Annotated in this window: 26 protein-coding genes and 1 pseudogene; 9 read left to right on the top strand and 18 right to left on the bottom strand. The window is 58.3% G+C overall.

All coding sequences use genetic code 11. From position 1 onward, the window contains the following. Positions 1-38 precede the first annotated feature (38 nt). Positions 39-2,867 (top strand): excinuclease ABC subunit UvrA, encoded by a 2,829-nt coding sequence (gene uvrA, locus ACQY4M_RS08080; protein WP_428543006.1) that lies wholly within the window; start codon positions 39-41, stop codon positions 2,865-2,867. Between the two features lie 78 nt (positions 2,868-2,945). Here the strand turns inward: uvrA and ACQY4M_RS08075 are convergent, their stop codons facing one another. From ACQY4M_RS08075 to ACQY4M_RS08040, 8 genes are all read right to left on the bottom strand, one after another. After that, a complete protein-coding gene (locus ACQY4M_RS08075; RefSeq protein WP_428543003.1) occupies positions 2,946-3,155 on the bottom strand; it encodes a YgaP family membrane protein in 210 nt (69 codons plus the stop codon). Between the two features lie 93 nt (positions 3,156-3,248). Then, entirely contained in the window at positions 3,249-4,475 is a 1,227-nt protein-coding gene (locus tag ACQY4M_RS08070) for an IS256 family transposase (RefSeq protein WP_428539582.1), read from the bottom strand. Positions 4,476-4,789: 314 nt separating this feature from the next. Further along, a complete protein-coding gene (mmsB, locus tag ACQY4M_RS08065) occupies positions 4,790-5,662 on the bottom strand; it encodes a 3-hydroxyisobutyrate dehydrogenase (RefSeq protein ID WP_428543000.1) in 873 nt (290 codons plus the stop codon). Between the two features lie 12 nt (positions 5,663-5,674). Beyond that, positions 5,675-6,703 carry an enoyl-CoA hydratase/isomerase family protein gene (locus ACQY4M_RS08060; protein WP_428542996.1) on the bottom strand — a complete coding sequence of 343 codons (1,029 nt, stop codon included), beginning with the start codon at positions 6,701-6,703 and terminating at the stop codon, positions 5,675-5,677. Further along, positions 6,704-7,849: an acyl-CoA dehydrogenase family protein gene (locus ACQY4M_RS08055; RefSeq protein ID WP_428542993.1), complete on the bottom strand. Its 1,146-nt coding sequence runs from the start codon at positions 7,847-7,849 to the stop codon at positions 6,704-6,706. A 73-nt stretch (positions 7,850-7,922) separates the two neighbouring features. Then, positions 7,923-9,056, bottom strand: coding sequence for a carboxylate-amine ligase (locus ACQY4M_RS08050; RefSeq protein ID WP_428542990.1), 1,134 nt, complete (start codon positions 9,054-9,056; stop codon positions 7,923-7,925). Positions 9,057-9,117: 61 nt separating this feature from the next. Further along, positions 9,118-9,477: a hypothetical protein gene (locus tag ACQY4M_RS08045; protein ID WP_428542987.1), complete on the bottom strand. Its 360-nt coding sequence runs from the start codon at positions 9,475-9,477 to the stop codon at positions 9,118-9,120. Between the two features lie 286 nt (positions 9,478-9,763). Further along, positions 9,764-11,263 (bottom strand): CoA-acylating methylmalonate-semialdehyde dehydrogenase, encoded by a 1,500-nt coding sequence (locus tag ACQY4M_RS08040; RefSeq protein ID WP_428542984.1) that lies wholly within the window; start codon positions 11,261-11,263, stop codon positions 9,764-9,766. A 114-nt stretch (positions 11,264-11,377) separates the two neighbouring features. Between ACQY4M_RS08040 and ACQY4M_RS08035 the strand changes: the two genes are divergently transcribed. The 3 genes from ACQY4M_RS08035 (at position 11,378) to coaD (ending at position 13,437) form a co-directional block, all read left to right on the top strand. Next, positions 11,378-12,286 carry a LysR family transcriptional regulator gene (locus ACQY4M_RS08035; RefSeq protein WP_428542981.1) on the top strand — a complete coding sequence of 303 codons (909 nt, stop codon included), beginning with the start codon at positions 11,378-11,380 and terminating at the stop codon, positions 12,284-12,286. Between the two features lie 58 nt (positions 12,287-12,344). Then, on the top strand, positions 12,345-12,779 hold the full coding sequence (locus tag ACQY4M_RS08030) for a CBS domain-containing protein (protein WP_428542978.1): 435 nt from the start codon (positions 12,345-12,347) through the stop codon (positions 12,777-12,779). A gap of 166 nt (positions 12,780-12,945) precedes the next feature. Further along, positions 12,946-13,437, top strand: a complete 492-nt coding sequence (gene coaD, locus ACQY4M_RS08025) for a pantetheine-phosphate adenylyltransferase (protein WP_428542975.1) — start codon at positions 12,946-12,948, stop codon at positions 13,435-13,437. A gap of 47 nt (positions 13,438-13,484) precedes the next feature. On the opposite strand, the gene gap (ACQY4M_RS08020) is transcribed toward coaD, so the two are convergent. The 4 genes from gap (ACQY4M_RS08020) to tkt form a co-directional block, all read right to left on the bottom strand. Then, positions 13,485-14,486 (bottom strand): type I glyceraldehyde-3-phosphate dehydrogenase, encoded by a 1,002-nt coding sequence (gene gap / locus ACQY4M_RS08020; protein ID WP_428542972.1) that lies wholly within the window; start codon positions 14,484-14,486, stop codon positions 13,485-13,487. Positions 14,487-14,583: 97 nt separating this feature from the next. After that, positions 14,584-14,727, bottom strand: a complete 144-nt coding sequence (locus tag ACQY4M_RS08015; RefSeq protein WP_428542969.1) for a hypothetical protein — start codon at positions 14,725-14,727, stop codon at positions 14,584-14,586. A 32-nt stretch (positions 14,728-14,759) separates the two neighbouring features. Beyond that, the gene (gene gap / locus ACQY4M_RS08010; protein ID WP_428542966.1) at positions 14,760-15,764 is read right to left on the bottom strand and encodes a type I glyceraldehyde-3-phosphate dehydrogenase; all 1,005 of its coding nucleotides are present in this window, start codon (positions 15,762-15,764) and stop codon (positions 14,760-14,762) included. A 211-nt stretch (positions 15,765-15,975) separates the two neighbouring features. Beyond that, positions 15,976-17,949, bottom strand: coding sequence for a transketolase (gene tkt, locus ACQY4M_RS08005; RefSeq protein ID WP_428544437.1), 1,974 nt, complete (start codon positions 17,947-17,949; stop codon positions 15,976-15,978). Between the two features lie 234 nt (positions 17,950-18,183). On the opposite strand from tkt, the gene ACQY4M_RS08000 reads away from it, so the two are divergent. The 3 genes and pseudogenes from ACQY4M_RS08000 to ACQY4M_RS07990 form a co-directional block, all read left to right on the top strand. After that, entirely contained in the window at positions 18,184-18,654 is a 471-nt protein-coding gene (locus ACQY4M_RS08000; RefSeq protein WP_428542963.1) for a hypothetical protein, read from the top strand. After that, complete coding sequence (locus ACQY4M_RS07995) at positions 18,654-19,052, top strand: cell division protein ZapA (protein ID WP_428542960.1); 399 nt, start codon at positions 18,654-18,656, stop codon at positions 19,050-19,052. Before ACQY4M_RS08000 ends, ACQY4M_RS07995 begins: the two co-directional genes overlap by 1 nt. Positions 19,053-19,140: 88 nt before the next feature. Then, positions 19,141-19,425: pseudogene (locus ACQY4M_RS07990) on the top strand (PAS domain-containing protein); the annotation flags it as partial. A gap of 362 nt (positions 19,426-19,787) precedes the next feature. Here ACQY4M_RS07990 and ACQY4M_RS07985 read toward each other — a convergent pair. Next, positions 19,788-20,831, bottom strand: coding sequence for an IS5 family transposase (locus ACQY4M_RS07985; protein WP_428539221.1), 1,044 nt, complete (start codon positions 20,829-20,831; stop codon positions 19,788-19,790). Between the two features lie 100 nt (positions 20,832-20,931). Between ACQY4M_RS07985 and ACQY4M_RS07980 the strand changes: the two genes are divergently transcribed. Continuing rightward, the gene (locus ACQY4M_RS07980; RefSeq protein ID WP_428542957.1) at positions 20,932-21,639 is read left to right on the top strand and encodes a hypothetical protein; all 708 of its coding nucleotides are present in this window, start codon (positions 20,932-20,934) and stop codon (positions 21,637-21,639) included. Here the strand turns inward: ACQY4M_RS07980 and grxD are convergent. From grxD to purL, 4 genes are all read right to left on the bottom strand, one after another. Then, on the bottom strand, positions 21,636-21,998 hold the full coding sequence (gene grxD / locus ACQY4M_RS07975) for a Grx4 family monothiol glutaredoxin (protein WP_428542954.1): 363 nt from the start codon (positions 21,996-21,998) through the stop codon (positions 21,636-21,638). The genes ACQY4M_RS07980 and grxD overlap by 4 nt on opposite strands. A gap of 77 nt (positions 21,999-22,075) precedes the next feature. Next, the gene (locus ACQY4M_RS07970) at positions 22,076-22,297 is read right to left on the bottom strand and encodes a hypothetical protein (protein WP_428542951.1); all 222 of its coding nucleotides are present in this window, start codon (positions 22,295-22,297) and stop codon (positions 22,076-22,078) included. 27 nt (positions 22,298-22,324) lie between these two features. Then, positions 22,325-22,561, bottom strand: a complete 237-nt coding sequence (locus tag ACQY4M_RS07965; protein WP_428542948.1) for a BolA/IbaG family iron-sulfur metabolism protein — start codon at positions 22,559-22,561, stop codon at positions 22,325-22,327. A gap of 115 nt (positions 22,562-22,676) precedes the next feature. Then, complete coding sequence (gene purL / locus ACQY4M_RS07960) at positions 22,677-24,836, bottom strand: phosphoribosylformylglycinamidine synthase subunit PurL (protein WP_428542945.1); 2,160 nt, start codon at positions 24,834-24,836, stop codon at positions 22,677-22,679. Between the two features lie 149 nt (positions 24,837-24,985). Between purL and ACQY4M_RS07955 the strand changes: the two genes are divergently transcribed. Beyond that, complete coding sequence (locus tag ACQY4M_RS07955; protein ID WP_428542942.1) at positions 24,986-25,375, top strand: MAPEG family protein; 390 nt, start codon at positions 24,986-24,988, stop codon at positions 25,373-25,375. A 147-nt stretch (positions 25,376-25,522) separates the two neighbouring features. Here the strand turns inward: ACQY4M_RS07955 and ACQY4M_RS07950 are convergent, their stop codons facing one another. Continuing rightward, entirely contained in the window at positions 25,523-26,566 is a 1,044-nt protein-coding gene (locus ACQY4M_RS07950; protein ID WP_428539221.1) for an IS5 family transposase, read from the bottom strand. Positions 26,567-26,599 lie beyond the last annotated feature (33 nt).

The following is a 26,599-nucleotide window of genomic DNA, read 5'->3' as shown; positions in this document are numbered from 1 at the left end:
TTTGCTCTAACCCTTAACAATTGGTGAACGGGTGAGTCATGGCCGAGCAGAAAAACATCGAAGTGCGCGGAGCGCGCGAGCATAATCTGAAGAACATTGACGTGGATATTCCGCGCTATGAACTGGTGGTGATCACCGGCCTGTCGGGGTCTGGCAAATCGTCCCTGGCCTTTGATACGATTTATGCCGAGGGCCAGCGCCGCTATGTTGAATCGCTGTCGGCCTATGCGCGCCAGTTTCTGGATATGATGGAAAAACCGGATGTGGACCATATTTCCGGCCTGTCGCCCGCGATTTCGATTGAACAGAAAACCACCAGCAAAAACCCCCGTTCCACCGTCGGCACCGTGACCGAGATTTACGACTATCTGCGCCTGCTGTTCGCCCGCGTTGGCACCCCCTACAGCCCCGCCACCGGCAAGCCGATCGAGGCCCAGCAGGTGCAGGATATGGTCGACCGCATCATGGCGATGGAGGAGGGCACGCGCGCCTATCTTCTGGCCCCGATCGTGCGCGACCGCAAAGGCGAATACCGCAAGGAATTCATCGAGTTGCGCAAAGCCGGCTTTCAGCGTGTCAAGGTGGACGGCACGTTCTACGAGCTGGACGAACCACCCACGCTGGACAAGAAATTTCGCCATGACATCGACGTGGTGGTCGACCGTATCGTGATCCGCGAGGGCATGGAAACGCGGCTGGCCGATTCCTTACGCACCGCCCTTGATCTGGCCGATGGCATCGCCATTCTGGAAACCGCCAGCGATGAACCCGAGCGCCACGTTTTTAGCGAAAAATTCGCCTGCCCTGTATCAGGTTTCACCATCCCCGAAATCGAGCCGCGCCTGTTTTCCTTCAACGCCCCCTTTGGTGCCTGTCCCGATTGCGACGGGCTGGGGGTGGAGCTGTTTTTCGACGAACAGCTTGTGGTGCCGGACAAAACCCTGACGCTCTATAACGGCGCGCTGGCCCCGTGGCGCAAGGGAAAATCGCCTTATTTCCTGCAAACCATCGAATCCATCGCGCGGCACTACGAATTTGACAAAAACACCCCCTGGAAGGATCTGCCGAAACACATCCAGCAGGTATTCCTCTATGGCTCGGGCGATGAGCAGATCAAATTCCGCTACGACGAAGGCGGGCGCATTTACGAGGTCAACCGCGCGTTCGAAGGCGTGATCCCGAACATGGAACGCCGCTATCGCGAAACCGATTCCAACTGGATTCGCGAGGAATTCGAGCGTTACCAGAACAACCGCCCTTGTGCGACCTGCGAGGGGTACCGGTTGCGACCCGAGGCATTGGCCGTTAAAATAAACGGCTTGCACGCGGGGCAGGTGGTGCAGATGTCAATCAAAGAGGCGCTGGACTGGTTTTCGGACGTGCCCAATCACCTGTCGGCACAAAAGAACGAAATCGCCCGCGCCATTCTGAAAGAGATTATCGAGCGGTTGGGGTTTCTGAACAATGTCGGGCTGGATTACCTGACCCTCAGCCGCAATTCCGGCACCCTGTCGGGCGGGGAAAGTCAGCGGATTCGGCTGGCCAGCCAGATTGGCTCGGGCTTGACCGGTGTTTTATATGTGCTGGATGAACCATCCATCGGCTTGCACCAGCGCGACAATGGCCGCTTGCTCCAGACCCTGAAAAACCTGCGCGATCAGGGCAATACGGTGATCGTGGTGGAACACGACGAAGAGGCGATCCGCTCTGCCGATTATGTGTTTGATATCGGCCCCGGTGCCGGTGTGCATGGCGGCCAGATCGTATCGCAAGGCACGCCTGATCAGGTGGCGAATGATCCGGCCTCGCTGACCGGCCAATACCTGACCGGCGCGCGTGAAATTGCGGTGCCAAAGCTGCGGCGCAAAGGGAACAAGAAGAAAATCAAGGTGGTCAAGGCAACCGGCAACAACCTGAAAGCCGTCACCGCCGAATTTCCGCTGGCGAAATTCACCTGTGTGACGGGCGTTTCAGGTGGGGGTAAATCCACCCTGACCATCGAAACCCTGTTCAAAACCGCCTCCATGCGCCTGAACGGGGCACGGCAAACGCCTGCGCCCTGTGAAACCATCAAAGGGCTGGAGCATCTGGACAAGGTGATCGACATCGACCAGCGTCCCATCGGCCGCACCCCGCGCAGCAACCCCGCCACCTATACCGGCGCCTTCACCCCGATCCGCGACTGGTTTGCCGGCCTGCCGGAATCCAAAACCCGCGGCTATAAACCCGGGCGGTTTTCCTTCAACGTCAAGGGCGGGCGCTGCGAGGCCTGCAAGGGTGACGGGCTGATCAAGATCGAGATGCACTTTTTGCCCGATGTTTATGTGCAATGCGAAACCTGTCAGGGCAAACGGTATAACCGCGAAACGCTGGAAATCCGTTTCAAGGGCAAAAGCATTGCCGATGTGCTGGATATGACGGTCGAAGAGGCACAGGATTTTTTCAAAGCCGTGCCCAGCATTCGCGAAAAGATGGATGCGCTGATGCGGGTGGGGCTGGGATATATTAAGGTCGGACAGCAGGCGACCACGCTGTCAGGTGGCGAGGCCCAGCGGGTGAAACTGTCCAAAGAGTTGGCCAAACGCTCGACTGGTCGTACGCTCTATATTCTGGACGAACCTACCACGGGGCTGCATTTCGAAGATGTACGCAAATTGCTGGAAGTGCTGCACGAACTGGTGGATCAGGGCAATACGGTGGTGGTGATCGAACACAATCTGGACGTGGTGAAAACCGCCGACTGGATCATCGACATTGGCCCCGAAGGCGGGGACGGGGGCGGTGAGATCATTGCCGTTGGCACACCCGAGGACGTGGCAATGGTTGAACGCAGCTACACCGGCCAGTATCTGAAAAAGATGCTGTAAAGGCGCTGCCCCGGACCTGATCCGGGGCCTTCTGTTAAACGCATGAGGCCCCGGATCAGGTCCGGGGCAGCATATTCGTCAGCTTTCGCTTCTGTCTTTCAGCGGACAGGTATTTAGGCCCAGCAGGGTATAAGCGGGGCAGCTGGACATCAGGCTAATGGCCAGCGGGATGATCCCGATCAGCAGCCAGGGGCTGGCGTTGTCCATCACAAAATAAGCGATGATCAGGGCAGCGCCCACGACAAAGCGGATGATACGGTCAATATTGCCTACGTTTTTCTTAAGCATGGGAAGTCTCCTTGGTTGATCCCGACTGGTTGTGTCTCGAAAGTGGTGGAAATTGATTTCAGGCACCTCCGAGCGGGTTGAGTTATGCGCCGGTCAGGCGGCTTGGTCAAGGGTTGCGTCGGCGACGGGCTGAGCGAGCGTTTCCCAGCCATCGACCTTTCGCATGACGATCTGCCCCGAGGCCATCAGAGCCCAAAGCAGCATCGGCACGGTCTCGGCGCATGGCAGCACGGTCTGGGTCTTGATGCGGCGGCGGAATTCCTCGTTCAGGCGTTCGATCGCATTTGTCGTTCTGGCCGATTTCCACTGGCCTTGTGGCAGACGCGTGAAGGTGAAAAGCTTATCTCCTGCTTCTTCCAAGCTGTCAGCGACGGCCTTGCATTTCAGCCGCCATTTTCGCAGAAATGCCTTGCGGCGGGTGGCGATTTCCTCGGGTGTTTTGGCGTAGATCATGTCGCGGTAATCTTCTGTCAACTCATCATGCATACGCTTGGGTGCCTTGGCCAGAAGGTTGCGGTGCTTGTGCACCGTGCACCTCTGGATCGGCAGATCTTCACCCCAGAGGGCAATGAGAGCGACCTCAAGTCCCGGTGCCCCGTCCACGATGACAAATTCGGGCCGTTTCAACCCGCGCGCATCCAGATCGTTGATGAACTGACGCCAGGCGGAGGTGCTTTCGCCGCCCATGTTCATCAGTGATAACAAGACCTTCTGCCCATCCCGGCGCACGCCAATCGCGGCCAGAACCGAGATATTGGTGGCCTTCCTGTCAATCCGCGTTTTGATCACGGTGCCGTCCAGGATCAGCCGCACGATGTCTTCATCCGCAAGGCTGCGGGCGCACCACGCCTGCCAGTCCACCTTCACCTTGCGCCAGGCGCGGCTCACCACATCCTTGCTGACCGCCCCCTGAAACAGGCCGAACAGGGCGCGTTTTACCCGCCGTGTGTTGGTGCCCGAAAGGTAGACAGCAGCGATCAGCGCCTCGGCCTTCTTCGTCAGCCGCTGGTAGCGGGGCAATGCCTTCGAGCGCCATTCTCTGGCCTTGCCGGCCTCGCCTGTGATCCGCGCACGCGGCACGCGCACCGTTTCGGTTCCAAATGTTCCGACCAGTTGCCGCTCGCGATGCCCGTGGCGGTATCCGGCCTTTGCCCCGCCGCTGCGGCCATACCGGCAACGGCCCAGAAACTGCTCCAGCTCCTCTTCGAAAACCGCCTCGATCGTCGCGCGGATGTTCTGGCGCAGCCGGTCTTCAATCGGGTCATAGCCTGCTTCATTGGCCAGTAGCGCGGATGTCGATGTTGCTGTATTCTTTGTCATGGCGTGATCTCCTTGGCGGTTCCAGCCGCCGGTTGGGTGGCTTCGATGCACCCGGAGATTACGCCGTCCTCGAATTTCCACCAAACTCGCGACACTACCCGGCGCGACTTCGTAAAGCAGAATTTCGCGCCCCGTCGCGCCGGTCAGCGATACATTGACCTTGCCTGAAAGCACCACAACATAGCCTTTGACGGATTCGCCGGGCGAAAACAGGATGGCCCCTTTGGGGACATCCATTGGCGTTAGCGTATTCAGACGGGTCGTGGTTTGGGCGTCCAGACCGGCAAGGTCCGGCGCCTCATTCACCCAGCCCATCACCCGCGATGGCGTTTTTCAAAACGGGGGAGCATTGCGCTAAAGTCCATTCCTTTTCCGCCTTCCTGTTCAACGAACTGTTCATACAGATCCGTTGCAGAATGCCCCATCGGCGTGTCCGCGTCCACTGCTTCGGCAGCCTGTTGGCTCAGGCGCAGATCTTTCAGCATCAGTTCGGCGGCAAAACCCGGCTGATAGTCATTATCGGCTGGGGATGCGGGGCCGACACCGGGGGCGGGGCAATAGGCGTTCATGGTCCAGCTATAACCGGACGAGGTGCTGACCACGTCGAACATTTTCTGACGGTCCAGCCCCAGCTTGTCGGCCAGTGCAAAGGCTTCGCAGGTGGCGATCATGGTGACGCCAAGGATCATGTTGTTACAGATTTTTGCCGATTGGCCCGCACCGGAATCGCCGCAATGCACAGCCTTTTGGCCCATCACATCAAACAGCGGGTTCACCTTGGCAAAGGCTTCTTCACTGCCACCGGCCATAAAGGTCAGCGTGCCACCGGCCGCCCCGCCAACACCACCGGAAACCGGCGCATCCACCGCCATAACGCCGGCGGCTTGGGCCTGTTCGGCCACCGCGCGGGCACTTTCCACGTCTACGGTCGAGCAGTCCAGAAACACCGCACCCTTGTCCATTGCAGGGATGATCTCATCCGCGACGGATCGCAGAATCGCGCCGTTGGGCAACATGGTGATCACCACGTCCTGCCCTTTGGCGGCCTCGGCGGCACTCGCGGCTTTGCTAACACCATCGGGGCAGGGGGCCTGCACATCAAACCCCGTGACATCATGGCCTGCCTTGGCCAGGTTTTCCGCCATCGGGGCGCCCATGTTGCCAAGGCCAATAAATCCGACTTTCATTTCGTTTCTCCCTTAAAGTTTCAGCGCATCCGCCCCTAGCGGCAGTAGCATTTTCGTGACGTCCGCATCAATCGGGTCACCCAATTTGTGTTTCCATTCCGGCTTGCGATCCTTGTCAATGATCGCGGCGCGGATGCCCTCGATGAAATCGGCGTGCTCCATTGACCGGAAGGTATAGCGGTATTCCAGATCCAGCGCGCGGCGGATGTCGTCGGTGCCGCGCAAACGGTGCACCATTTCCACCGTACAGCCCATCGACAAAGGCGCGTTGCGCCCTAATGAGCGCAGCGCGGCTGAGGTGAAATCGGTGTCCTCGGACTGAAGGGAGCGCAGAATGTCGCCCAGCGATTCGCCGCCAAAATGTTTGTTGATCTCGGCCTCTTGCCCTTTCAGGCGCCCCTCGACTGCGGTTTGGGCGGCCTGATCAATCAGGGTCCAATCTCCGCTTTCCACCAGCACCGCGGTTAATGCGGGCCAGTCGGATTCGGGGATATAGTAATCGGCAAAGCCCGCATAAATCGCATCATCCGCCCCCAGCCGTGCGCCGGTGGTGCCGATATATTCGCCCAGCCGTCCGGGCGCGCGGGCCAGTATCAGCGAGCCGCCCACATCCGGCACCAGACCAATGCCACATTCCGGCATGGCAATTTGGCTGCTTTCGCCGACAATCCGATGGCTGCCGTGACAGCCCACGCCGACGCCGCCGCCCATGGTAAAGCCCTGCATCAGGCTGGCCACGGGTTTGGGGAATTCGAACAGTTTGGCGTTCATCCGGTATTCATCGCGCCAGAACCTGCGCCCGTATTCATAATCGCCGCGTTTGCCGCTGGCATACATTTCGGCAATGTCGCCGCCCGCGCAAAACGCCCGATCACCGGCCGCATCAATCAGCAGCATTTTAACGTCGTCATCCTCGCGCCACGCATCCAGCGCCTTTTCAATCTCAAGGCACATTTCGTAGGTCAGCGCATTCAGCGCCTCGGGCCGGTTCAGGGTGATCCGCCCCAACCTGCCGTCTTTGCGAATGTCGATTTCGGCCATCTACCCGCGCCCTGCCAGCATTTGCCGCGCCGTGATCATGCGCATTATTTCATTGGTGCCCTCAAGGATTTCATGCACCCGCAAATCACGCACCAGCTTTTCGATGCCGTAATCCGCCAGATAGCCGTAACCGCCATGCAGTTGCAGGCACTGGTTTACGATACGGCTGCCGGCCTCGGTGACGAATTTCTTGGCCATGGCGCAGTATTTCGTGGCGTCCGGTGCGCCCTGATCCAGTTTCCATGCCGCCTGATGCAGAAACACCCGTGCGGCGGCCAGTTCGATTTCCATATCTGCCAGCCGGAATTGCAGCGCCTGAAACTGGTCAATCGGGCGACCAAACGCCTTGCGCTCACCCATATAGTCCAGCGTTTTGGTCAGCGCAGCCTGTGCGCCCCCTAATGAGCAGGCGGAAATATTCAAACGCCCCCCGTCCAGACCCTTCATTGCATAGGTGAAACCTTTGCCAAGCTCCCCCAGCAGGTTGCCCGCCGGTATCTGGCAATTGTCCAGCTGCACCTGACGGGTGGGTTGACTGCGCCAGCCCATCTTTTCCTCTAATCCACCAAAACTCAGTCCCTCGGTGCCATCATCAATCACAAAGGCGGAAATGCCTTTGGGACCGTCGCCACCGCTGCGGGCCATGACAATATAGGCGTCCGAATAACCGCCGCCGGAAATGAAGGCCTTGGTGCCGGTCAGGGCATAACCCGCGTCGTTTTCAACCGCTTTGGTTTTGAGTGCCGCCGCGTCCGAGCCGCTGGCAGGTTCGGTCAGGCAGTAGGAGAAAAAGCACTCCATCGCGATGGCGCGGGGCAGGTATTTTTCGCGCAATTCGGGGGATGCGAATTTATCCAGCATCGCGGCACACATATTATGGATCGACAGGAAGGCCGCGACGGATGGGCAAGACATCGACAGCGCCTCGAACACCAGTGTTGCGTCCAGACGGGTCAGGCCGGAGCCGCCGTTTTCCTCGGATACATACAAGCCGCCAAAGCCCAGTTCGGCCAGTTTTGGCCACAGGTCCTTGGGGATGTCGCCGGATTTTTCCCATTCCTGGGCAAAGGGGGCGATATGTTCTTCGCCAAACGCCTTGGCCATGTCGAAAATCAGGGTTTGTTCTTCGGTTAGTGCAAAATCCATGGTTTTCCCCGCAGCAGATGAATTGAACGCCTGTTTAATTTCCAATTCTTACAGGAGTTTTGCAAGCAGAACCCTATAGATCGGCGTGATATTCCTCGATCAGGTGGCGCACCACATCGCGCAGGGCGTCATCCGTTGATTTTCCGGCCTCGATAGCCGTCTGATAGGTGGCGCGCTGGCGCTCGGAACTGCTGCCGTTCTTGGTGATCTGAAGGGCGTTTTCAATTTCGGCGGTGCAGTTCAACGCCTCGGCATCTCCGGCCAGCAAATCGACCATTTCCTGCACCAGTTCGCCCATCGGCACAATTTCATGGCGGCCAAAATCAATCAGCCCGCCGGTCGTGCCATAGCGCTGCGCCCGCCAGCGGTTTTCTGACACAAGGAAGTTGTCATACAGCCGCCAGCGCTGGTTTTTCTTGGCCAGCCGCCACAGCATCCGCGTTAAACACTGGGTCAGGGCGGCAAGGGAAAGGGCATGTTCCAGACGTGGGGAGACGTCGCAAATCCTTGATTCAATGGTGGGAAACCGTGATGAAGGGCGCAAATCCCACCAGATTTTGCTGCTGTCCTCTATCACGCCCAACCCGACCAGCGCCTGAACCGATCGCTCAAACTCGCCCCAGCTGCGCAGTTGTGGCGGCAGGCCGGTGCGGGGCAGGTTGTCGAATACTGTCAGCCGGTAACTGGCCAGACCGGTATCATCGCCCTGCCAGAAGGGCGACGAGGTGGACAGCGCCAGCAGGTGCGGCAGGAAATAGGTCAGCTGGTTCATCAGGTCGATGCGCAGGTCTTTTTGACCGATGCCTACATGCACATGCATGCCGCAAATCAGCATCCGCCGCACCACGCCTGCCAGATCATCACGCAGAGCGTTATAGCGATCCTTGTCGGTGTGGTGTTGATCCTTCCAGTCGGCAAAGGGATGGCACGAGGCCGCGATCGGCACCAACCCGTGATCGGCGGCGTGGTTGGAAATACAGGCGCGCAGGCGTTTCAGATCTTCGCGGGCCTCATCAATGGTCTGGCACACTTTGGTTCCGACCTCGATCTGGCATTGCAGGAATTCGGGACTGACCTGACCGTCCATTTCGGCCATGCAACTGTCCATCAAGGCCTGCGGGGCGCGGGCCAGTTCCAGTGTTTGGGCGTCAACCAGAAGGTATTCTTCCTCGACCCCTATGGTGAAAGGCGGCTCTTGAAACGGCATGGCATCCTCCCCTTTGTTCTTGTAAGGGCAGGATTGCAGGGGTTTTGGATTATGGCAAGGGTTAGCTGAGTTGCTTTAGCAATTCAGGCAGGGTGCCTTGCTTGCATCCCAGCAGGGCTTCGGCTTCGGACATATCCGAAACGATCCGGCGCACAACAGGCGTGTCCAGCTTGTCCCAGGACCGAATGACCAATGAGGCGGCTTCCATCGCGATGGGTGTAGGCGCAACGACCACGCTGAGGATGTCAGAGGTCGAGCTGGCCACCAGTTCCGCAATCCGCGCCTGAGCCATCATGACCTTGACGTATTCGCGCTTGATATCTGTCAGGTGTGTCAGGTCGATCAGATGTTTGAACTGAACCTGGAAATCAGGATGATCCTGCACACCTTCGACAACCGCCAAATAGTCATCGATCGTCACTGTGTCACTATATCGTACATAAACAAGGTTATGTTCAGGGATTATGCGAAAGTAAGAAGCCAAAGGTGCACACCATAGTTTTGGTATCGGTTTTATCGCACAAGAGCAGGTCCGATCCGGTCATATATTTCTAACGGGCAAAAAAGCCAGGCACAATAAGAAAGCGAAACAGAAAGGGAAGGGCCGCTAATTAACAGCCCCGCCAAACCGGCAGGGCTGTCATTGTTTTTACATTAGAACATGTCGCATCAAATCGCATTAGCGACAGTCTCTAGATGGCCGTCGATTAATCGTCGATTGCCTTGAAGTGGAATTCGCCGCCTTCCTTGATGCCCGATGGCCAGCGCGATGTGACGGTTTTTGTCCGGCTGTAGAATTTGAACGAATCCGGTCCGTGCTGGTTCAGATCGCCAAACATGGATTTTTTCCAGCCGCCAAAGGTGTGATAGGCCAGCGGAACCGGCACAGGCACATTGACGCCAACCATACCGATATTCACACGGGATGTGAAATCGCGGGCGGTGTCGCCGTCACGGGTAAAGATAGCGGTGCCGTTGCCGTATTCGTGGTCCATCACCATTTTCAGCGCATCGTCATAGGTTTCGGCGCGCACGGTGCAGACAACAGGGCCAAAGATTTCGGTCTTGTAGATGTCCATATCCGTTGTGACATTGTCAAACAGATGCGGGCCAACGAAAAAGCCGTTTTCATAGCCCTGCAATTTGAAATCGCGGTTATCCACCACAAGGGTCGAGCCCTGATCAACGCCGCTCTGGATCAGACCCAGAATACGTTCTTTGGCTTCGGCCGAAACAACCGGGCCATAATCTACATCATCACCGTCGGTGTAGGGGGCAACGCGCAGCTTTTCCACCCGTGGCACCAGTTTTTCCAGCAGGCGGTCAGCCGTGCCTTCACCCACAGGCACAGCAACCGAAATCGCCATGCAGCGCTCGCCCGCGGCGCCGAAACCAGCCCCGACAATGGCGTCGGCAGCCTGATCCATGTCGGCGTCCGGCATAATGACCATGTGGTTTTTCGCGCCACCAAAGCATTGTGCGCGTTTGCCGTTGGCTGTGGCGCGGCTGTAGATGTATTTCGCGACAGGGGTTGATCCTACAAAGGAAATACCTTGAACAATGTCATTGTCCAGCAGCGCATCAACGGCTTCGTTTTTGCCGTTCACAACCTGGAAAACACCTTCGGGAAGGCCCGCTTCTACAAACAGGGCGGCCAGCATCATCGGAACCGACGGGTCACGCTCGGAGGGTTTCAGCACAACCGAGTTACCGCAGGCCAGAGCAGGGGCAATATGCCAAAGCGGCATCATGGCCGGAAAGTTGAACGGCATGATCGAGCCAACAACACCCAGCGGCTGACGCATGGAATACATATCAATGCCGGTGCCGGCCCCAACGGTGTATTCGCCTTTCAGCAGCTCGGCGGCACCAATGCAATATTCCACAACTTCCAGACCACGCTGAACGTCGCCTTTGGCATCTGGAATGGTTTTACCGTGTTCGCGGGACAGTGCCTCGGCCAATTTATCCATATCGCGGTTCAGCAGACCAACCATAGCCATCATCACACGGCCGCGCACCTGCGGGTTCTTGGCACCCCATGCCGGTTGAGCCGCCGCCGCAGCTTCGATCGCGGCATTCATTTCGGCAGCCGAAGCAAGATCGACTTTATACTGAACTTCGCCGGTCGCGGGGTTCATGATGTCGCCTTGCTGGCCCGATGTGCCTTTGACCATCTTGCCGTTGATAAAATGTCCGATATCCATATTCGAATCCTCCGAGGTATTATGGGTTTTTGGTTGGAGGCAGTTTAGCCTTGCAAAAATGCCATGAAAAGGGGCAGTTTCCCAAAGGGGCTTTGCAACAATACAGGTATGGATATGGCGTTTGACTGGGATGATATGCGGGTGTTTCTGGCGGTGGCGCGGGCCGAGAGTCTGTACAAAGCCGGAAAGGCGCTGAAACTGGACCCCGCCACCGTGGGGCGGCGGATTGCCCGGCTCGAGGATAAGCTGGGCGCGGCGCTGTTTGCCAAATCGGTGCAGGGCTATGTTCTGAATGGCGAGGGCGAGCGGTTGTTGGTCCATGCCACACGCGCCGAAACCGCGCTGGCGCAGGGGGCCGAGGAATTGCACGGACAAGCGGGGCAGTTAAGTGGTGTGGTGCGGATCGGGGCGCCGGATGGGTCGGCCAACTATCTGCTGCCGCAAGTGTGCGCGGCGATTTGCGATGAAAACCCGGGGCTGGAGGTGCAGATCGTCGCCTTGCCCCGCGTGTTCAACCTGTCCAAACGCGAGGCCGATATGGCGATCACCCTGTCACGCCCCACGGCAGGGCGGTTGATGGCGCAGAAAATTACCGATTATAAACTGCATCTGGCGGCGACACAGGGTTATCTGGACAGTCATGCGCCCATTCGTAAGCTGAAGGATCTGAAGGGGCACCGGATCATCGGCTATATCCCCGATATGATTTTCGACAAAGAAGTGGATTATCTGGCGGAGACCGGAGTTGACCACGTATCACTGGCATCAAATTCGGTGGCGGTGCAGGTGAACTGGGTGCGGCAGGGGGCGGGGCTGGCGATTGTGCATGATTTTTGTATGCCAACGCTGCCCGACATCCGGCGTGTGTTGCCTGACATGGTTTCTCTGACGCGAACCTTTTATCTGGTGCGGCATCTTGATGACAAACGGGTCGAACGCCTGAACCGCTTTGCCGAGAGTTTTATCACAGGTGTTCGGCGGGAAGTTGCGCTGCTGGAAGGGCAGGCAAAACGCGCGACTTGACAGATTGTCGCAGGCAGAGGACCCTACAGGCATCATGAAACCTATGAAGGAGACGCCGATGCTAGTTCAACAAATCCTGAAATCCAAGGCAACCGAGGGGGTTATTACCATCAAACCGGGCACCAGCGTGGCGGATGCGGCTTCGGTATTGTCGAATAACCGGATTGGCTCGGTTGTGGTGTCGGCGACGGGGAAAACGGCAGAAGGGATCTTGTCCGAGCGTGATATTGTGCGCGAGTTGGGCAAACGGGGGGCGGTTTGTTTGTCCGACAATGTTGATGATATGATGACCCGAAACCTTGTCACTTGTAATTGCAACGAGCGGGCTGATGATGTTTTGAAGAAGATGACCGAAGGGCGGTTCCGCCATATGCCGGTGATCCGCGATGGTGAAATGGTGGGGCTTATTACCATTGGCGACGTGGTCAAGGCGCGTTTGAGCGAGCTTTCGATGGAGAAGAAGGCGCTTGAAGGGATGATTATGGGGCATTGAGATGGTTGCGCCGCGCTGATGCGCGTCGCCCAAGGCTCGCCCCTTTCGGGGCTCGCCTGATGCCTGCGGCGCAGGTATTTAGAAAAAGAAGAAGGGGCGGGTGGTATTCTGCTTGCAATCGGCCGCGCAATATTGTTGCGTGCGGCCAAAGCTAAGGGGGCAGACCATGCGCATTGCACTTTATCCGGGGACCTTTGATCCGATCACGATGGGCCATGTTGATATTATTCGCCGTGGAGCCGCATTGGTGGACCGGCTGGTAATTGGCGTTGCCATCAACCGCGACAAGGGACCGATGTTCACACTGGAAGAACGCGTTGCGATGGTTGAAGCCGAATGTACCAGACTGTCAAAGGAAACCGGCTGCCAGATTGTGGTGCATCCGTTTGAAAACCTGCTGATTGATTGTGCCCGCGATGTTGGCGCGCAGATCATCATTCGCGGCCTGCGGGCGGTGGCGGATTTCGAATATGAATACCAGATGGTCGGGATGAATCGTGCGATGGACAATAGTATTGAAACCGTGTTCCTGATGGCGGATGCCAAGCATCAGGCGATTGCAAGCAAGCTGGTAAAGGAAATTGCACGATTGGGCGGGGATATTTCCAAATTTGTCACGCCGGATGTGGAAAAGGCGCTGAAAGCGAAATTCGCCTGATAAACCCCGCCCGCGCACCGGATTTAGGCGCGGGCGGTCGTTGGAGCTTAGATATATTTGGCCATTTCGATGGCGGTATCGGACATGCGGTTGCTGAACCCCCACTCATTGTCATACCACGTCAGAATGCGGACCATATTGCCTGCGGTGACCTTGGTTTGATCCATGTGGAAGATCGACGAATGCGGGTTGTGGTTGAAGTCGATCGACACATTCGGCACCTCGGTATAGCCCAGCACACCCTTTAGCGGGCCATCTGCGGCGGCTTTGATCGCGGCGTTGACTTCTTCAACCGTGGTATCGCGGCTGGATTCAAACGTCAGGTCAACGACGGAAACATTCGGGGTGGGCACGCGGATCGCCACGCCGTCCAGCTTGCCGGCCAGTTCGGGCAGCACCAGACCGACGGCCTTGGCGGCACCGGTCGAGGTGGGGATCATGCTCATCGCCGCCGCGCGGGCGCGGTAGAGGTCTTTGTGCATGGTGTCCAGTGTGGGCTGGTCACCCGTATAGCTGTGGATCGTGGTCATAAAGCCGTGGTTGATGCCAATGGCGTCATTCAGGGTTTTGACCACAGGTGACAGGCAGTTGGTGGTGCAGGATGCGTTGGAGACGATCAGATCATCGCCTGTCAGGGTGTCGTGGTTTACCCCGTAAACAATGGTTTTATCGGCACCTGCCGAAGGGGCGGAGACCAGCACGCGGCTTGCGCCGTTTTCCAGATGCACCTTTGCCTTTTCCTTGGCCGTAAATATACCTGTGCATTCCATGACGATATCAATATGCGACCAGGGCAGGTCAGCGGGGTTGCGGATGGCGGTTACGGCTATCGGTCCACGGCCCGCATCAATCGTGTCCTTGGTGGTTTTCACATCCACCGGAAAACGCCCATGCACGGAATCGAATTGCAGCAGGTGGGCATTGGTTTCGACCGGTCCCAGATCGTTGATCGCAACGACTTCGATATCGGTGCGACCGGATTCAACGATAGCACGCAGGATGTTGCGGCCGATGCGGCCAAAGCCGTTGATGGCTACTTTTACAGTCATGGGAGGACTCCTTATTGATCATACGAAAACCGTCACCCGTGGGCGGTTACCGTTAACATGACCTAATGGCGTCCAAGGTCAACCGAACAATGCCCGATCACCGCCAAAAAGCGATATATTCAATCATTTGCCCCAGCCGCCGGCCGATGATCAGCCACAGATCCCAGTGAAAGTAGAAATAATCGGCGGTAAAAATACCGATGATCAGAACTGCAAAGATGACTGCCAGCGTATTGGTCATGACCCGCCTTATCAGGGGTCTATTCCCCCACGTTAGTGCAAAAAGCGCCCCATCGTGGCCGCGACATCGGCCATGCGACAGGAAAAGCCCCATTCGTTGTCATACCATGCCAGCACCCGCACCGTGCGTCCACCCACGACTTTGGTTTGGTCAGGGGCAAAGATCGAGGATTGCGGCGTGTGGTTGAAATCGATCGAGACCTTGGGTTCGGCATCATAGGCCAGAACCGCACCCATATGGCCGGCGGCGGCCTCGGCCATGATTTCGTTCACGTCGGCCACGGTGACATCCCGTTTGGCCTCGAATGTCAGGTCAACGGCGGAAACATTGGGGGTGGGCACGCGTAGGGCGGTGCCATCCAGTTTGCCCGCCAGTTCCGGCAGCACCAGCCCCAGCGCCTTGGCGGCACCTGTGGAGGTGGGGATCATCGCCATGGCGGCAGCGCGGGCGCGGTACAGATCCTTGTGGCGACGGTCCAGCGTGGGTTGATCGCCCGTGTAGCTGTGGATTGTGGTCATGATGCCGCGCTCAATACCGATGGCATCGTTCAGCACCTTGGCCAGCGGGGCAAGGCAATTGGTGGTGCAGGATCCGTTTGACACCAACCGGTCGGTTTCCAGCAGATCGCGGTGGTTTACGCCGTAAACGATTGTGCGGTCCACATTGCTGGCAGGGGCCGAGATCAGCACCTTTTTCGCGCCGCGTTCCAGATGGACCGAGGATTTGACACCGTCGTTGAATTTGCCGGTGCATTCCAGCACCACATCCACCCCGTCCCAGTCCAGTTCTTGCGGGTCATAGGTGGAGAACACCTTGATCGGTCCACGGCCCAGATCCAGCGTATCACCATCTACCACCACATCATTGCCGAACCGGCCATGCACGCTGTCATACCGCAGCAAGTGGGCGTTGGTTTCAATCGGGCCGGTGGCGTTGATTTTGACCACGCGCACGTCATTGCGGGCGGCCTCGGCGATATGGGCCAAGGTGCAGCGACCGATGCGGCCAAAGCCGTTGATTCCCAGTGTGATTGGCATGTTTTGCGTTCCCTGTGTTCGCACGCGGACCAGCCGCCGTTGGCGATGCGTATAGGGGGGTAAATGATTCTGGAAAAGCGTTTATTGATAGGGTGTTAGCGTAAACATATGGTGTTAGCGCAAACGACTTATCGGTGTTATCGGTAACATTCAAGAACAACAAAAACGGGGGGCCACAAAGCCCCCCGCAGGTGTTTCAATCGACTGTGTCTTACAGGAGGGATTTCACCTTGTCGGCCACGGCCTGTGCGGTGATACCGAACTTTTCATAGAGCACATCTGCCGGGGCCGAAGCGCCAAAGCCATGCATACCGACAAAGCCCGCCTTGGTGGATTTGCCACGTTCGCCGGTCAGCCAGCGGTCCCAGCCCATTTGCACAGCAGCCTCGACCGCCACGCGCACCGGACCACCGGGCAGGATACGTTTGCGATAGCGTTCGTCCTGCTCGGCAAACAGCTCCATGCAGGGCATGGAGACCACGCGGGTGCCGATGCCTTCCGCTTGCAGGATATCACGCGCGGCAAGGGCAATTTCCACTTCGGAGCCAGTGGCCATGATGATGGCTTGGCGTTTGCCTTCGGCATCTTGCAGCACATAGGCGCCCTGTGCGGTCATGTTCTTGGTCTTGTGTTCCAGACGCACGGTGGGCAGCCCCTGACGGGACAGGGCCAGAACGGACGGGGTTTCCTTGCTGGTCAGTGCGATCTCCCAAGCCTCGGCGGTTTCCACGGTGTCGGCGGGGCGGAACACATAGGTGTTTGGCGTGGCGCGGGAAATGGCCAGATGCTCAACCGGCTGGTGGGTCGGGCCATCTTCGCCCAGACCGATGGAATCGTGTGTCATCACATAAACCGTCGGCACCCGCATCAGCGCGGACAGGCGCATCGCGCCACGGGCGTAATCGGTGAAACACATGAAGGTGCCGCCATAGGGGCGGACACCGCCATGCAGCACCATACCGTTCATCGCCGCCGCCATACCATGTTCGCGGATACCGTAGTAGATGTAGCGCCCGCCGCGGTTATCAATGTCGAATGTGCCCATATCGCCGGATTTGGTGTTGTTTGATCCGGTCAGATCGGCCGAGCCACCCACAGTTTCAATCATGAACGGATTGACCACTTCCAGCACCATTTCGCTGGATTTACGGGTGGCAACCTTAGGTGCTTCCTCGGAAATCTGTTTTTTCAGCGCCTTGATGGTAGCTGACAGTTTCTTGTGCGGATCCAGCGCATAGGCGCGCTGGAATTCACGCTGCTTGTTGCCGGGGATGGTCAGAAAGCGTTCTTCCCATGCAACGCGCTCGGCCTTGCCGCGTGCGCCGATGGCTTCCCACTCGGCCTTGATGTCCTTGGGGATGGTAAAGGCGGGCGACGTCCAGCCGTATGCTTTCTTGGTGTCCTCGATCAGTTTCGGATCGGTCAGGGCACCGTGGCCTTTGGATGTATCCTGCGCGCTAGAGCCAAGGGCGATATGCGTCTTGCAGGCAATCAATGACGGCTTCTTGGTTTTCTTGGCGGCCGTCAGGGCTTCGTCAATTGCCACCGGATCGTGGCCGTCAATTTCGAACACCGACCAGCCCGAGGCGCGGAACCGCATCATCTGGTCCGTGCGGTCCGACAGGGATACCTTGCCATCAATGGTGATATCGTTGTTGTCCCACAACACGATCAACCTGCCCAATTCGTGACGCCCGGCCAGACCGATGGCCTCTTGGGAAATGCCCTCCATCAGGCAACCGTCACCGGCAATCACATAGGTGTGGTGATTGACAACTTTCTTGCCGTAACGCGCGCGCTGGATTTCCTCGGCAATGGCAAAGCCGACCGAATTGGCGATGCCCTGACCCAGCGGGCCGGTGGTGGTTTCAACCCCTTCTACATGGCCGTATTCCGGATGGCCCGCCGTGCGTGCGCCCCACTGGCGGAAATTCTTGATCTCGTCCAGCGTGACCTGCTCGCACCCCGTCAGATACAGCAGCGAATAGATCAGCATCGAGCCATGACCAGCCGACAGGATAAACCGGTCGCGATCGGGCCAATGCGGGGCTTTTGCGTCAAACTTCAGGTGCTTTTCGAACAGCACTGTAGCGACATCTGCCATGCCCATCGGCATCCCCGAGTGGCCGGAATTTGCCGCTGCAATCGCGTCCAGTGTCAGCGTGCGGATGGCGGCGGCCTTCATCCAGTGATCGGGGTGGTTTTTACGCAAAGTCTGAATATCCACGGCGGTTTGTCCTTATCTGGGGCTAAACTTACCCCGTGGTGATAGCAGCGCCACAGATAAGATCAAGCGGGCAGGGGGTGGATCGGGGAAAAGGGCGGGCATTTCCGCTGCTGATTGGGTAAACTCACCCCATAAGCGCGAGGATTTGCGATTCGCGCAGGGTGGGAATAGGCGAGTGAGGAGACAGGCAAAGTGAGCGAGATAACAGAACTTGAACGCCGGATCACGGATGCGCTGGCGCGTATTGATGCCGGTGTGGATACCTTGGGGCAAGGCGGGGCTGGCGAAAGCACCGGCGATACCGCCGCGTTGCAAGAGGCGCTGGAGGCCGAAAAGGCCGCAAACGCCCAGTTGGAAGAACGCGTTGCGGCGATCAAGGATAAACAGGAAACCCTGATCAAGGATCTGGAAAAACAGATTTCCGATCTGACCGCCACCGTGGCGCGTCAGGAAGAAGATGCCAAAACCCTGATCGCCCTGAACAATGAGCTGCGCGAGGCCACCGAGGCCCAGCAAGCCACGTCTGGCGACAAGGACGCGGAACTGGTCAACAAGACCCTGCAAACCGAACTCGAGGCGTTGCAAACCGCCCGCAAGGCCGATCTGGCCGAATTGGAAACGATTATGACCGAACTAAAACCGCTGATCGGGGAGGGCGCATAATGGCCGAGACAACAATCACCATTGGCGGACGCAAATTCACCGTTGCCTGTCAGGAGGGCGAGGAACATTTCCTGCACGCTGCCGCCAAACTGCTGGACAACGAGGCCACCGTTCTGACCGAACAAATCGGCCGCATTCCCGAGCCCCGCATGTTGCTGATGGCCGGTCTGATGCTGGCCGATAAAACCGCCGGTCTGGAAGAAAAGCTGCGCGATGCCGAAGGAAAACTGGGCGCCCAAGAGGCCCTGCTGGAAGAAATGCGCGAAAAACCGGCCCCCGAACCCGAACGGGTCGAGGTCGCAGTGATCCCGCCGATGGTCACCGACACCATGGCCGAAATTGCCGCCCGCACCGAGGCTTTGGCCGACAAGGTCGAGGAGAAATTGAAGGCGGGGTAACGGATTAACCCGACGGCAACCCTTTGCCCCTAACAGTTGGGGCGGAATACAAAGGGTTTGATCGTTGGGATTCGTTGAAAAAAGAAATGTGTATCGCCCCGCCACGGGCGAAGCCCCCTTCGGGTTTGATGAAATCTTCTTCTCGCGCACAGATCATCGCGGGGTGATTGAATGCGGGAACTATGTATTCAAACGGGTTTCCGATTATGGCTGGGACGAATTGATTGGCGCCCCCCATAAACGCATCCGCCATCCCGATATGCCCAAAGGCGTGTTCTGGCTGTTCTGGGAAACGCTTAAGGCAGGTGAACCGATCGGTGCCTACGTCAAGAACAGGGCGCGGGACGGGTTGCATTATTGGGTCTATGCGGTGGCGATGCCGTTTCAGGGCGGGTTCCTGTCAATCCGGATCAAACCTGCCAGTGATCTGTTTGAAACGATCAGACAGGAATATGAAACGCTGCGCGAGGCCGAGGAAAAACAGGGGCTGACACCCGAGGAAAGCGCGGCACGACTGGTGCAACGGATCGGCGAACTGGGATATTCCGACTATCGATCCTTTGAAAGTGATGCCCTGACGCGCGAATTGGCTGCGCGCGATAGCATGGTCAACACCAAGACTGACCCTGAAAAAGACCTCTGCATGAGGCCATGGCTTTCGGTTGAAGCAAGATTTCGGCCGCCCACCTTGCGCCCCTGCGGGTCCGGCGGACAGACGGGTGGCGGGGTTTGGGGCTATGCGATTGCGGGGGTTTGCGGGTTGAGGGTGATCCTGTTTGCGGCCTTGAGCAGGTTTTGCGCGATGGCGGCCATGACCATCTGGGCATGCACCCTGGCGCGCCCGAAATATCTCGCCCGCTGCAGGCCGAAGAGGCGTTTCATCGTGCCGAAAGTCTGCTCGATGCGGAAGCGGCGTTTCGAAATCAGCCGGTTGAAGCGTTTCTCCGATTGCCGCAGGGGGCGGCCGCGCGCTGCCTTGCGCAGGATGCCGTCGCGGTATTTGCCGCGCAGCATCTGGCGGTTGGCCTTGCTCGCATAGGCCTTGTCGGCCAGCACCCGCTGCGCCTTTGCGCCCGCGATCATGGTGGCGAATTCGGGGCTTTCGGCGGCATTGGCGGGCGTGGTGTGCACCTTGTCGATAAAGCCCTCTTCGTCGCAGCGGGCAAAGCCCTTGTAGCCGAGCGTGCTCTTGCGGCCCTTCTTGACCCAGCGGGCATCAGGGTCGGCGCTGAAATGCAGCTGTGCCCCGTCGGGTGAGACCTCGGGCGGATCATCCGGCGTCCCTTCCCTTGCCCCGTCCTCTGCCCGGTCCTGCGGGGCGTCGATATGGGTGCGCGGGCGCGCCGCCGCCGCGATCAGGGTCGCATCAATGATCGCCGCCTCAGCCTCTTTCAGCTTCAGCCCATGCGCCTCGATCTGGCGGCAGACCTCGGCCAGCAGCTCATCGTAAACGCCACCCCGGACCAGCGCATTGCGGAACCGGCAGTGGGTCGTCTCATCCGGCACCGACGCGTGCAGATCGAGCCCGCAGAACAGCATGAAATCCAGCCGCACCTTCAAGGCCCGCTCCAGCTTCGGGTCGCTCAGCCCGTGCCACTGGCCAACCAGAAGACACTTGAACAGAACCAGCGGATCATAGCCCTGAGGCCCGATCCCCGAGCGCCCCAGACCGCGCCGCAGGATCGGCAAAAACGAGTTCCAATCCATCAGCGCGTCGATCTTCGACAGAACGTCATCCGCGCCGATCCGTGCCGCCGCTTCGTGCAGGAAAAGGTCCATCTATTCACCCCAGAGATTTCCCGGCTAGCTTACCAAAACGGCCAACCCGGGGGAATCCCGATGTTATGCAGAGGTCTTTGAAATTGAAAAATTTAGTGAAATGGCCGAAGCGGCCACTGCCCTGAAAGCCGAAACCATTTCGCTATCGGACGGATTTCACGCGGTCAGCACCGTGCCGACCAATATGCGCATCATTGCCTCGCGGCTGGAACCTTCGGGCGGGGCGGTCAGCGCCTTGTCGCAAAATTACTGGTCCATGTCCGAGGAAATGGCGCAATGGTTCCGGCGCTATGTCACCAATTCGGATAGCGATTTCGCCACCATGTGTGACACGCTTGCCGAATGCCGGTTCCTGTTGGGCACGGCGCGGATGTTGCGGGAAATGTCGACCAATTTTTCCCTGGAGCGGCGTGCGCTCGGCGGTTGCGATCTGAAGGCAGAGCAACAACAGATGGTAAATCTCGCCACTATTTCGACCCGAAAAGCGATGGAGGGGCTGAACGAGGTTTCCGAAGTCGCTTTGCGGATCTCGCGCGCGGTGGCTGTTATGCGGCGCTTCACCCTTGGGCTAAGTTCGACCCGTGTGATGTGCAATATCGAAAGTGCGCGCTTGTCCAAGGGCGGCGAAAGCCTGAACTATGTGATCACCCAGCTGGCGGGGTTCCAGACCAATGTTGATGATCAATTGGAACGGATCGAGGATTTGAGCCTGTCCATCCAGCGCAATGCGGATGCCCTGATGTCGAAAGGGGACGGGCCAATGCACCGTCCCCCTATCAAATCTGAAAGTCGTGAATCGGCGGCTTAACCGTTGGCCTCGCGAATTTTGTCGGCGGCTTCTTTGTTGTAAGCAACGCCTTCTTTGTCGAACAACTGGTCCAGCTCGCCCGACAGGGTCATTTCGGTGACGATGTCGCAACCGCCCACAAATTCGCCTTTGACATACAGCTGCGGGATGGTGGGCCAGTCGGAATAGTCCTTGATGCCTTGGCGGATGCCCTCGTCAGCCAGCACGTTCACATCGGCAAATTCCACACCCATGAAATTCAGCACACCGGTAACGCGGGATGAAAACCCGCACTGTGGCGCATCTTTGGTGCCTTTCATGAACAGAACCACGTCGTTGCTGGTGACTGTGTCTTTGATCTGGGTTGTTGCGTCGGTCATGTTTTATCTCCGTTTTTCCGCGTTGGCGGTGTGTTTGTTTTACGGCGGTGCCGCTTTCTTGTAAGTCTTGTCCAGAACTACATATCACGCGCCCCAAGGGCCGCCGCCGAACGGTTGGCCCCTTCCGAGGCCCGGATTACATCCATATCGACGGCTTCCATGCCCAGTTCCGGTTTGCCTTCGTCGTCACTATAAACCTCGTTCTCCAGAAACTGTTTTGCCAGTGGTGGTCGCGGCTTGTTACGCTTCAGGATCATTTCAATCAGGATCGCAATAGCAATCAGGGCGGCAATACCCAAGAGGATGCTTTGCCACAGCCCCATCGCCTATTCCGGTGCCTTGGTGGTCAGCGCCAGCGCATGCAGTTCGCCGTTCGGGCCATCCATCTTGCCCTTCAGGGCCGCAAAAACAGCACGTTGTTGTTGTACGCGGTTCATATCGCGGAAACTTTCGTCCACCACCATGGCCGAAAAATGCACCCCGTCATCGCCTGCGATTGTGATCTTGGCGTTTGGAAAAGAGGCGCGGATCAGCTCTTCTACTTCGTGGGCTTGCATGGCCATGGGTGATATCCTTCCGAATTTATGTTGCTTACTATTTAAGTCGGGAATGGCACCCGCGCAAGAGGGGCAACCCGTGCCTGCGTCATTGTTCCCCAAATTTCTTTGTGACAACGGATCAGGTTACAGTTGCTTCAAAGCTGCTGCGATAGATGTCGGACAACTCCGACAGAGGCGCGGAAACTTCACCAAATGTCACCGCATCGCCGCCAAACCGCCCCACCGTCGCAATCGGCACGCCGGCTTCGGAAGCGGCAATCATCAGCGCTTCGGCCTGATCGAAATTGCAGGCAATCAGGTAACGCGCCTGATCCTCGCCAAACAGGGTGGGGGTGTCGGCAGCGTCCAGCGTGACGCCAACGCCCGCATTTTCAGCCATTTCAAAGGCGGCCAGCGCCAGCCCGCCATCGGACAGGTCGGTCACTGCCTTGATCAATTCGCCATTGGCGCGGATGAATTCACCGGCGCGACGTTCGGCCTCCAGGTCCACATGCGGCGCGTCGCCGTCTTGCCGGTTGAATACCTCGGCCAGCAGGGCGGATTGGCCAAGGTGGCCGGTGGTTTCCCCGACCAACAGGGCAACATGGCCTTCGCGGGCCAGGCCGGAAATCAGATCGTCGATGTTTTCAATCAGGCCGACCGCGCCGATGGTGGGGGTGGGCAAGATGCCGGTGCCGTCGGTTTCATTATATAGCGATACGTTGCCCGACACGATCGGCATATCCAGCGCGGAAACCGCTTCGGAAATGCCTTTGATCGCGCCGACGAACTGGCCCATGATTTCGGGCTTTTCGGGATTGCCGAAGTTCATATTGTCGGTGGTCGCCAGCGGTTTGGCGCCAACGGCACACAGGTTGCGATAGGCCTCGGCCACCGCCTGTTTGCCGCCCTCGAACGGGTTGGCCATCACATAGCGCGGCGTCACATCCGAGGTGAACGCCAGCGCCTTGTCAGTGCCATGCACCCGCACCACGCCTGCACCGATGCCGGGCAGAACGGCGGAATCGGCCATGACCATGGTGTCGTATTGTTCGTAAACCCACTGTTTCGCAGCATAGTTGGGCGAGGAGATCAGCGCGCGCAACCCGTCGATTGCGTCGATTTCCGGCACCTCGGCCAGTGGTTCGGCAGGGGGTGTTTCGACCCAGGGGCGATCATATTCCGGCGCGTTGCCAGACAGGGCCTTCAGCGGCAGATCGGCCTTTAACTCATTGCCATGCATGATGACAAAGCGGTCCTCGGCGATGGTTTCGCCGACGATGGCAAAATCCAGATCCCATTTTTCAAACACGGCCTTGGCCACGTCTTCTAGTTCCGGGTTCAGCACCATCAACATGCGTTCCTGGCTTTCCGACAGCATCATTTCATAGGCGGTCATATTTTCCTCGCGCACCGGCACGCGGTCCAGATCCAGCCGCACGCCAAGGTCACCCTTATCGCCCATTTCAACGGCGGAACAGGTCAGACCCGCCGCGCCCATGTCCTGAATCGAGATCACGGCACCGGTGGCCATCAGTTCCAGCGTGGCCTCCATCAGGCGTTTTTCAGTGAACGGATCACCCACCTGAACGGTGGGGCGCTTTTCCTCGATGGTGTCGTCAAATTCGGCCGAGGCCATTGTCGCGCCGCCAACGCCATCTCGGCCGGTTTTGGCCCCCAGATAGACAACCGGCATACCGACTCCGGAAGCCGCGGAATAGAAAATCTTGTCGGTGTCGGCCAGACCGGCGGCAAAGGCGTTGACCAGACAGTTGCCGTTATAGGCCGGATGGAAGCGCACCTCGCCGCCAACGGTGGGCACGCCAAAACAGTTGCCATATCCGCCCACACCTTCGACCACACCATGCACCAGCTGGCGTGTTTTGGGATGTGCCGGTTCACCGAAGGACAGCGAATTCATCGCCGCAATCGGGCGGGCACCCATGGTGAACACGTCGCGCAGGATACCGCCAACGCCGGTGGCAGCACCCTGATAGGGTTCGATGTAGGACGGGTGGTTGTGGCTTTCCATCTTGAACACCACACATTGCCCGTCACCAATATCGACGATGCCGGCATTTTCACCGGGGCCGCATATGACCTGCGGGCCTTTGGTCGGCAGGGTGCGCAGCCATTTTTTCGAGGATTTGTAGGAACAATGCTCGTTCCACATGGCCGAGAAAATACCAAGTTCGGTATAGCTCGGTTCGCGTCCGATAATTTCGAGGACCAAGGCATATTCATCCTTGCTCAACCCGTGGCTGGAAATCAACTCGTCGGTAATCTGCGGCTCTTGCATCCAAATCCCCCAAGGCAGCTGTTGGGCGCCTTTTAGGGCATGGCGGGGCGTAGGGGAATGCGGTTTTTCAAATTATTTTGCCGTCTATGTCGAAATGCCGCCACCTCGTTCGTCTTTATTCCGTAACCAACAAGGAAAGGGACAGACAAATGACACTAGAGATTACCCCGATATACGCCGTGCCGCTGGCGGTTCTGATGCTGATGCTTTGGGTGAACGTGACCAAAACCCGCGCCGCAAATGGCATATCAATCGGTGATGCGGGCGATGTCGCATTGCACGAGAAAATCCGCAGGCACGGTAATTTCATCGAATGGGTGCCGTTTGTGCTGTTGATGATGCTGCTGGCGGAACTGCGCGGGGTGGGGGGCATGTGGCTGCATATTGCCGGTATATTGCTGGTGGTGTCGCGGGCATTGCACCCTTTTGGCCTGAAGGCCAATGCGCCCAAGCATCCGCTGCGCATCATGGGAAATACCGGATCGTTATTCGCGCTGGTGATCTGCGTGGTCGGGATCGTTTATTCGTATCTGGCCTAAAAGATTGCAAATTGACTTCAACGGGGGGACACTCCCACCATTAAAAGACCTCTGCATGAGGCCATGGCTTTCGGTTGAAGCAAGATTTCGGCCGCCCACCTTGCGCCCCTGCGGGTCCGGCGGACAGACGGGTGGCGGGGTTTGGGGCTATGCGATTGCGGGGGTTTGCGGGTTGAGGGTGATCCTGTTTGCGGCCTTGAGCAGGTTTTGCGCGATGGCGGCCATGACCATCTGGGCATGCACCCTGGCGCGCCCGAAATATCTCGCCCGCTGCAGGCCGAAGAGGCGTTTCATCGTGCCGAAAGTCTGCTCGATGCGGAAGCGGCGTTTCGAAATCAGCCGGTTGAAGCGTTTCTCCGATTGCCGCAGGGGGCGGCCGCGCGCTGCCTTGCGCAGGATGCCGTCGCGGTATTTGCCGCGCAGCATCTGGCGGTTGGCCTTGCTCGCATAGGCCTTGTCGGCCAGCACCCGCTGCGCCTTTGCGCCCGCGATCATGGTGGCGAATTCGGGGCTTTCGGCGGCATTGGCGGGCGTGGTGTGCACCTTGTCGATAAAGCCCTCTTCGTCGCAGCGGGCAAAGCCCTTGTAGCCGAGCGTGCTCTTGCGGCCCTTCTTGACCCAGCGGGCATCAGGGTCGGCGCTGAAATGCAGCTGTGCCCCGTCGGGTGAGACCTCGGGCGGATCATCCGGCGTCCCTTCCCTTGCCCCGTCCTCTGCCCGGTCCTGCGGGGCGTCGATATGGGTGCGCGGGCGCGCCGCCGCCGCGATCAGGGTCGCATCAATGATCGCCGCCTCAGCCTCTTTCAGCTTCAGCCCATGCGCCTCGATCTGGCGGCAGACCTCGGCCAGCAGCTCATCGTAAACGCCACCCCGGACCAGCGCATTGCGGAACCGGCAGTGGGTCGTCTCATCCGGCACCGACGCGTGCAGATCGAGCCCGCAGAACAGCATGAAATCCAGCCGCACCTTCAAGGCCCGCTCCAGCTTCGGGTCGCTCAGCCCGTGCCACTGGCCAACCAGAAGACACTTGAACAGAACCAGCGGATCATAGCCCTGAGGCCCGATCCCCGAGCGCCCCAGACCGCGCCGCAGGATCGGCAAAAACGAGTTCCAATCCATCAGCGCGTCGATCTTCGACAGAACGTCATCCGCGCCGATCCGTGCCGCCGCTTCGTGCAGGAAAAGGTCCATCTATTCACCCCAGAGATTTCCCGGCTAGCTTAC

Origin of the sequence: Profundibacter sp. (assembly GCF_965277155.1) — a bacterium.
Taxonomy (GTDB): domain Bacteria; phylum Pseudomonadota; class Alphaproteobacteria; order Rhodobacterales; family Rhodobacteraceae; genus Profundibacter.
Note: the sequence above shows the minus strand (reverse complement) of the source record. Positions and strands in the feature narration are given on the sequence as shown.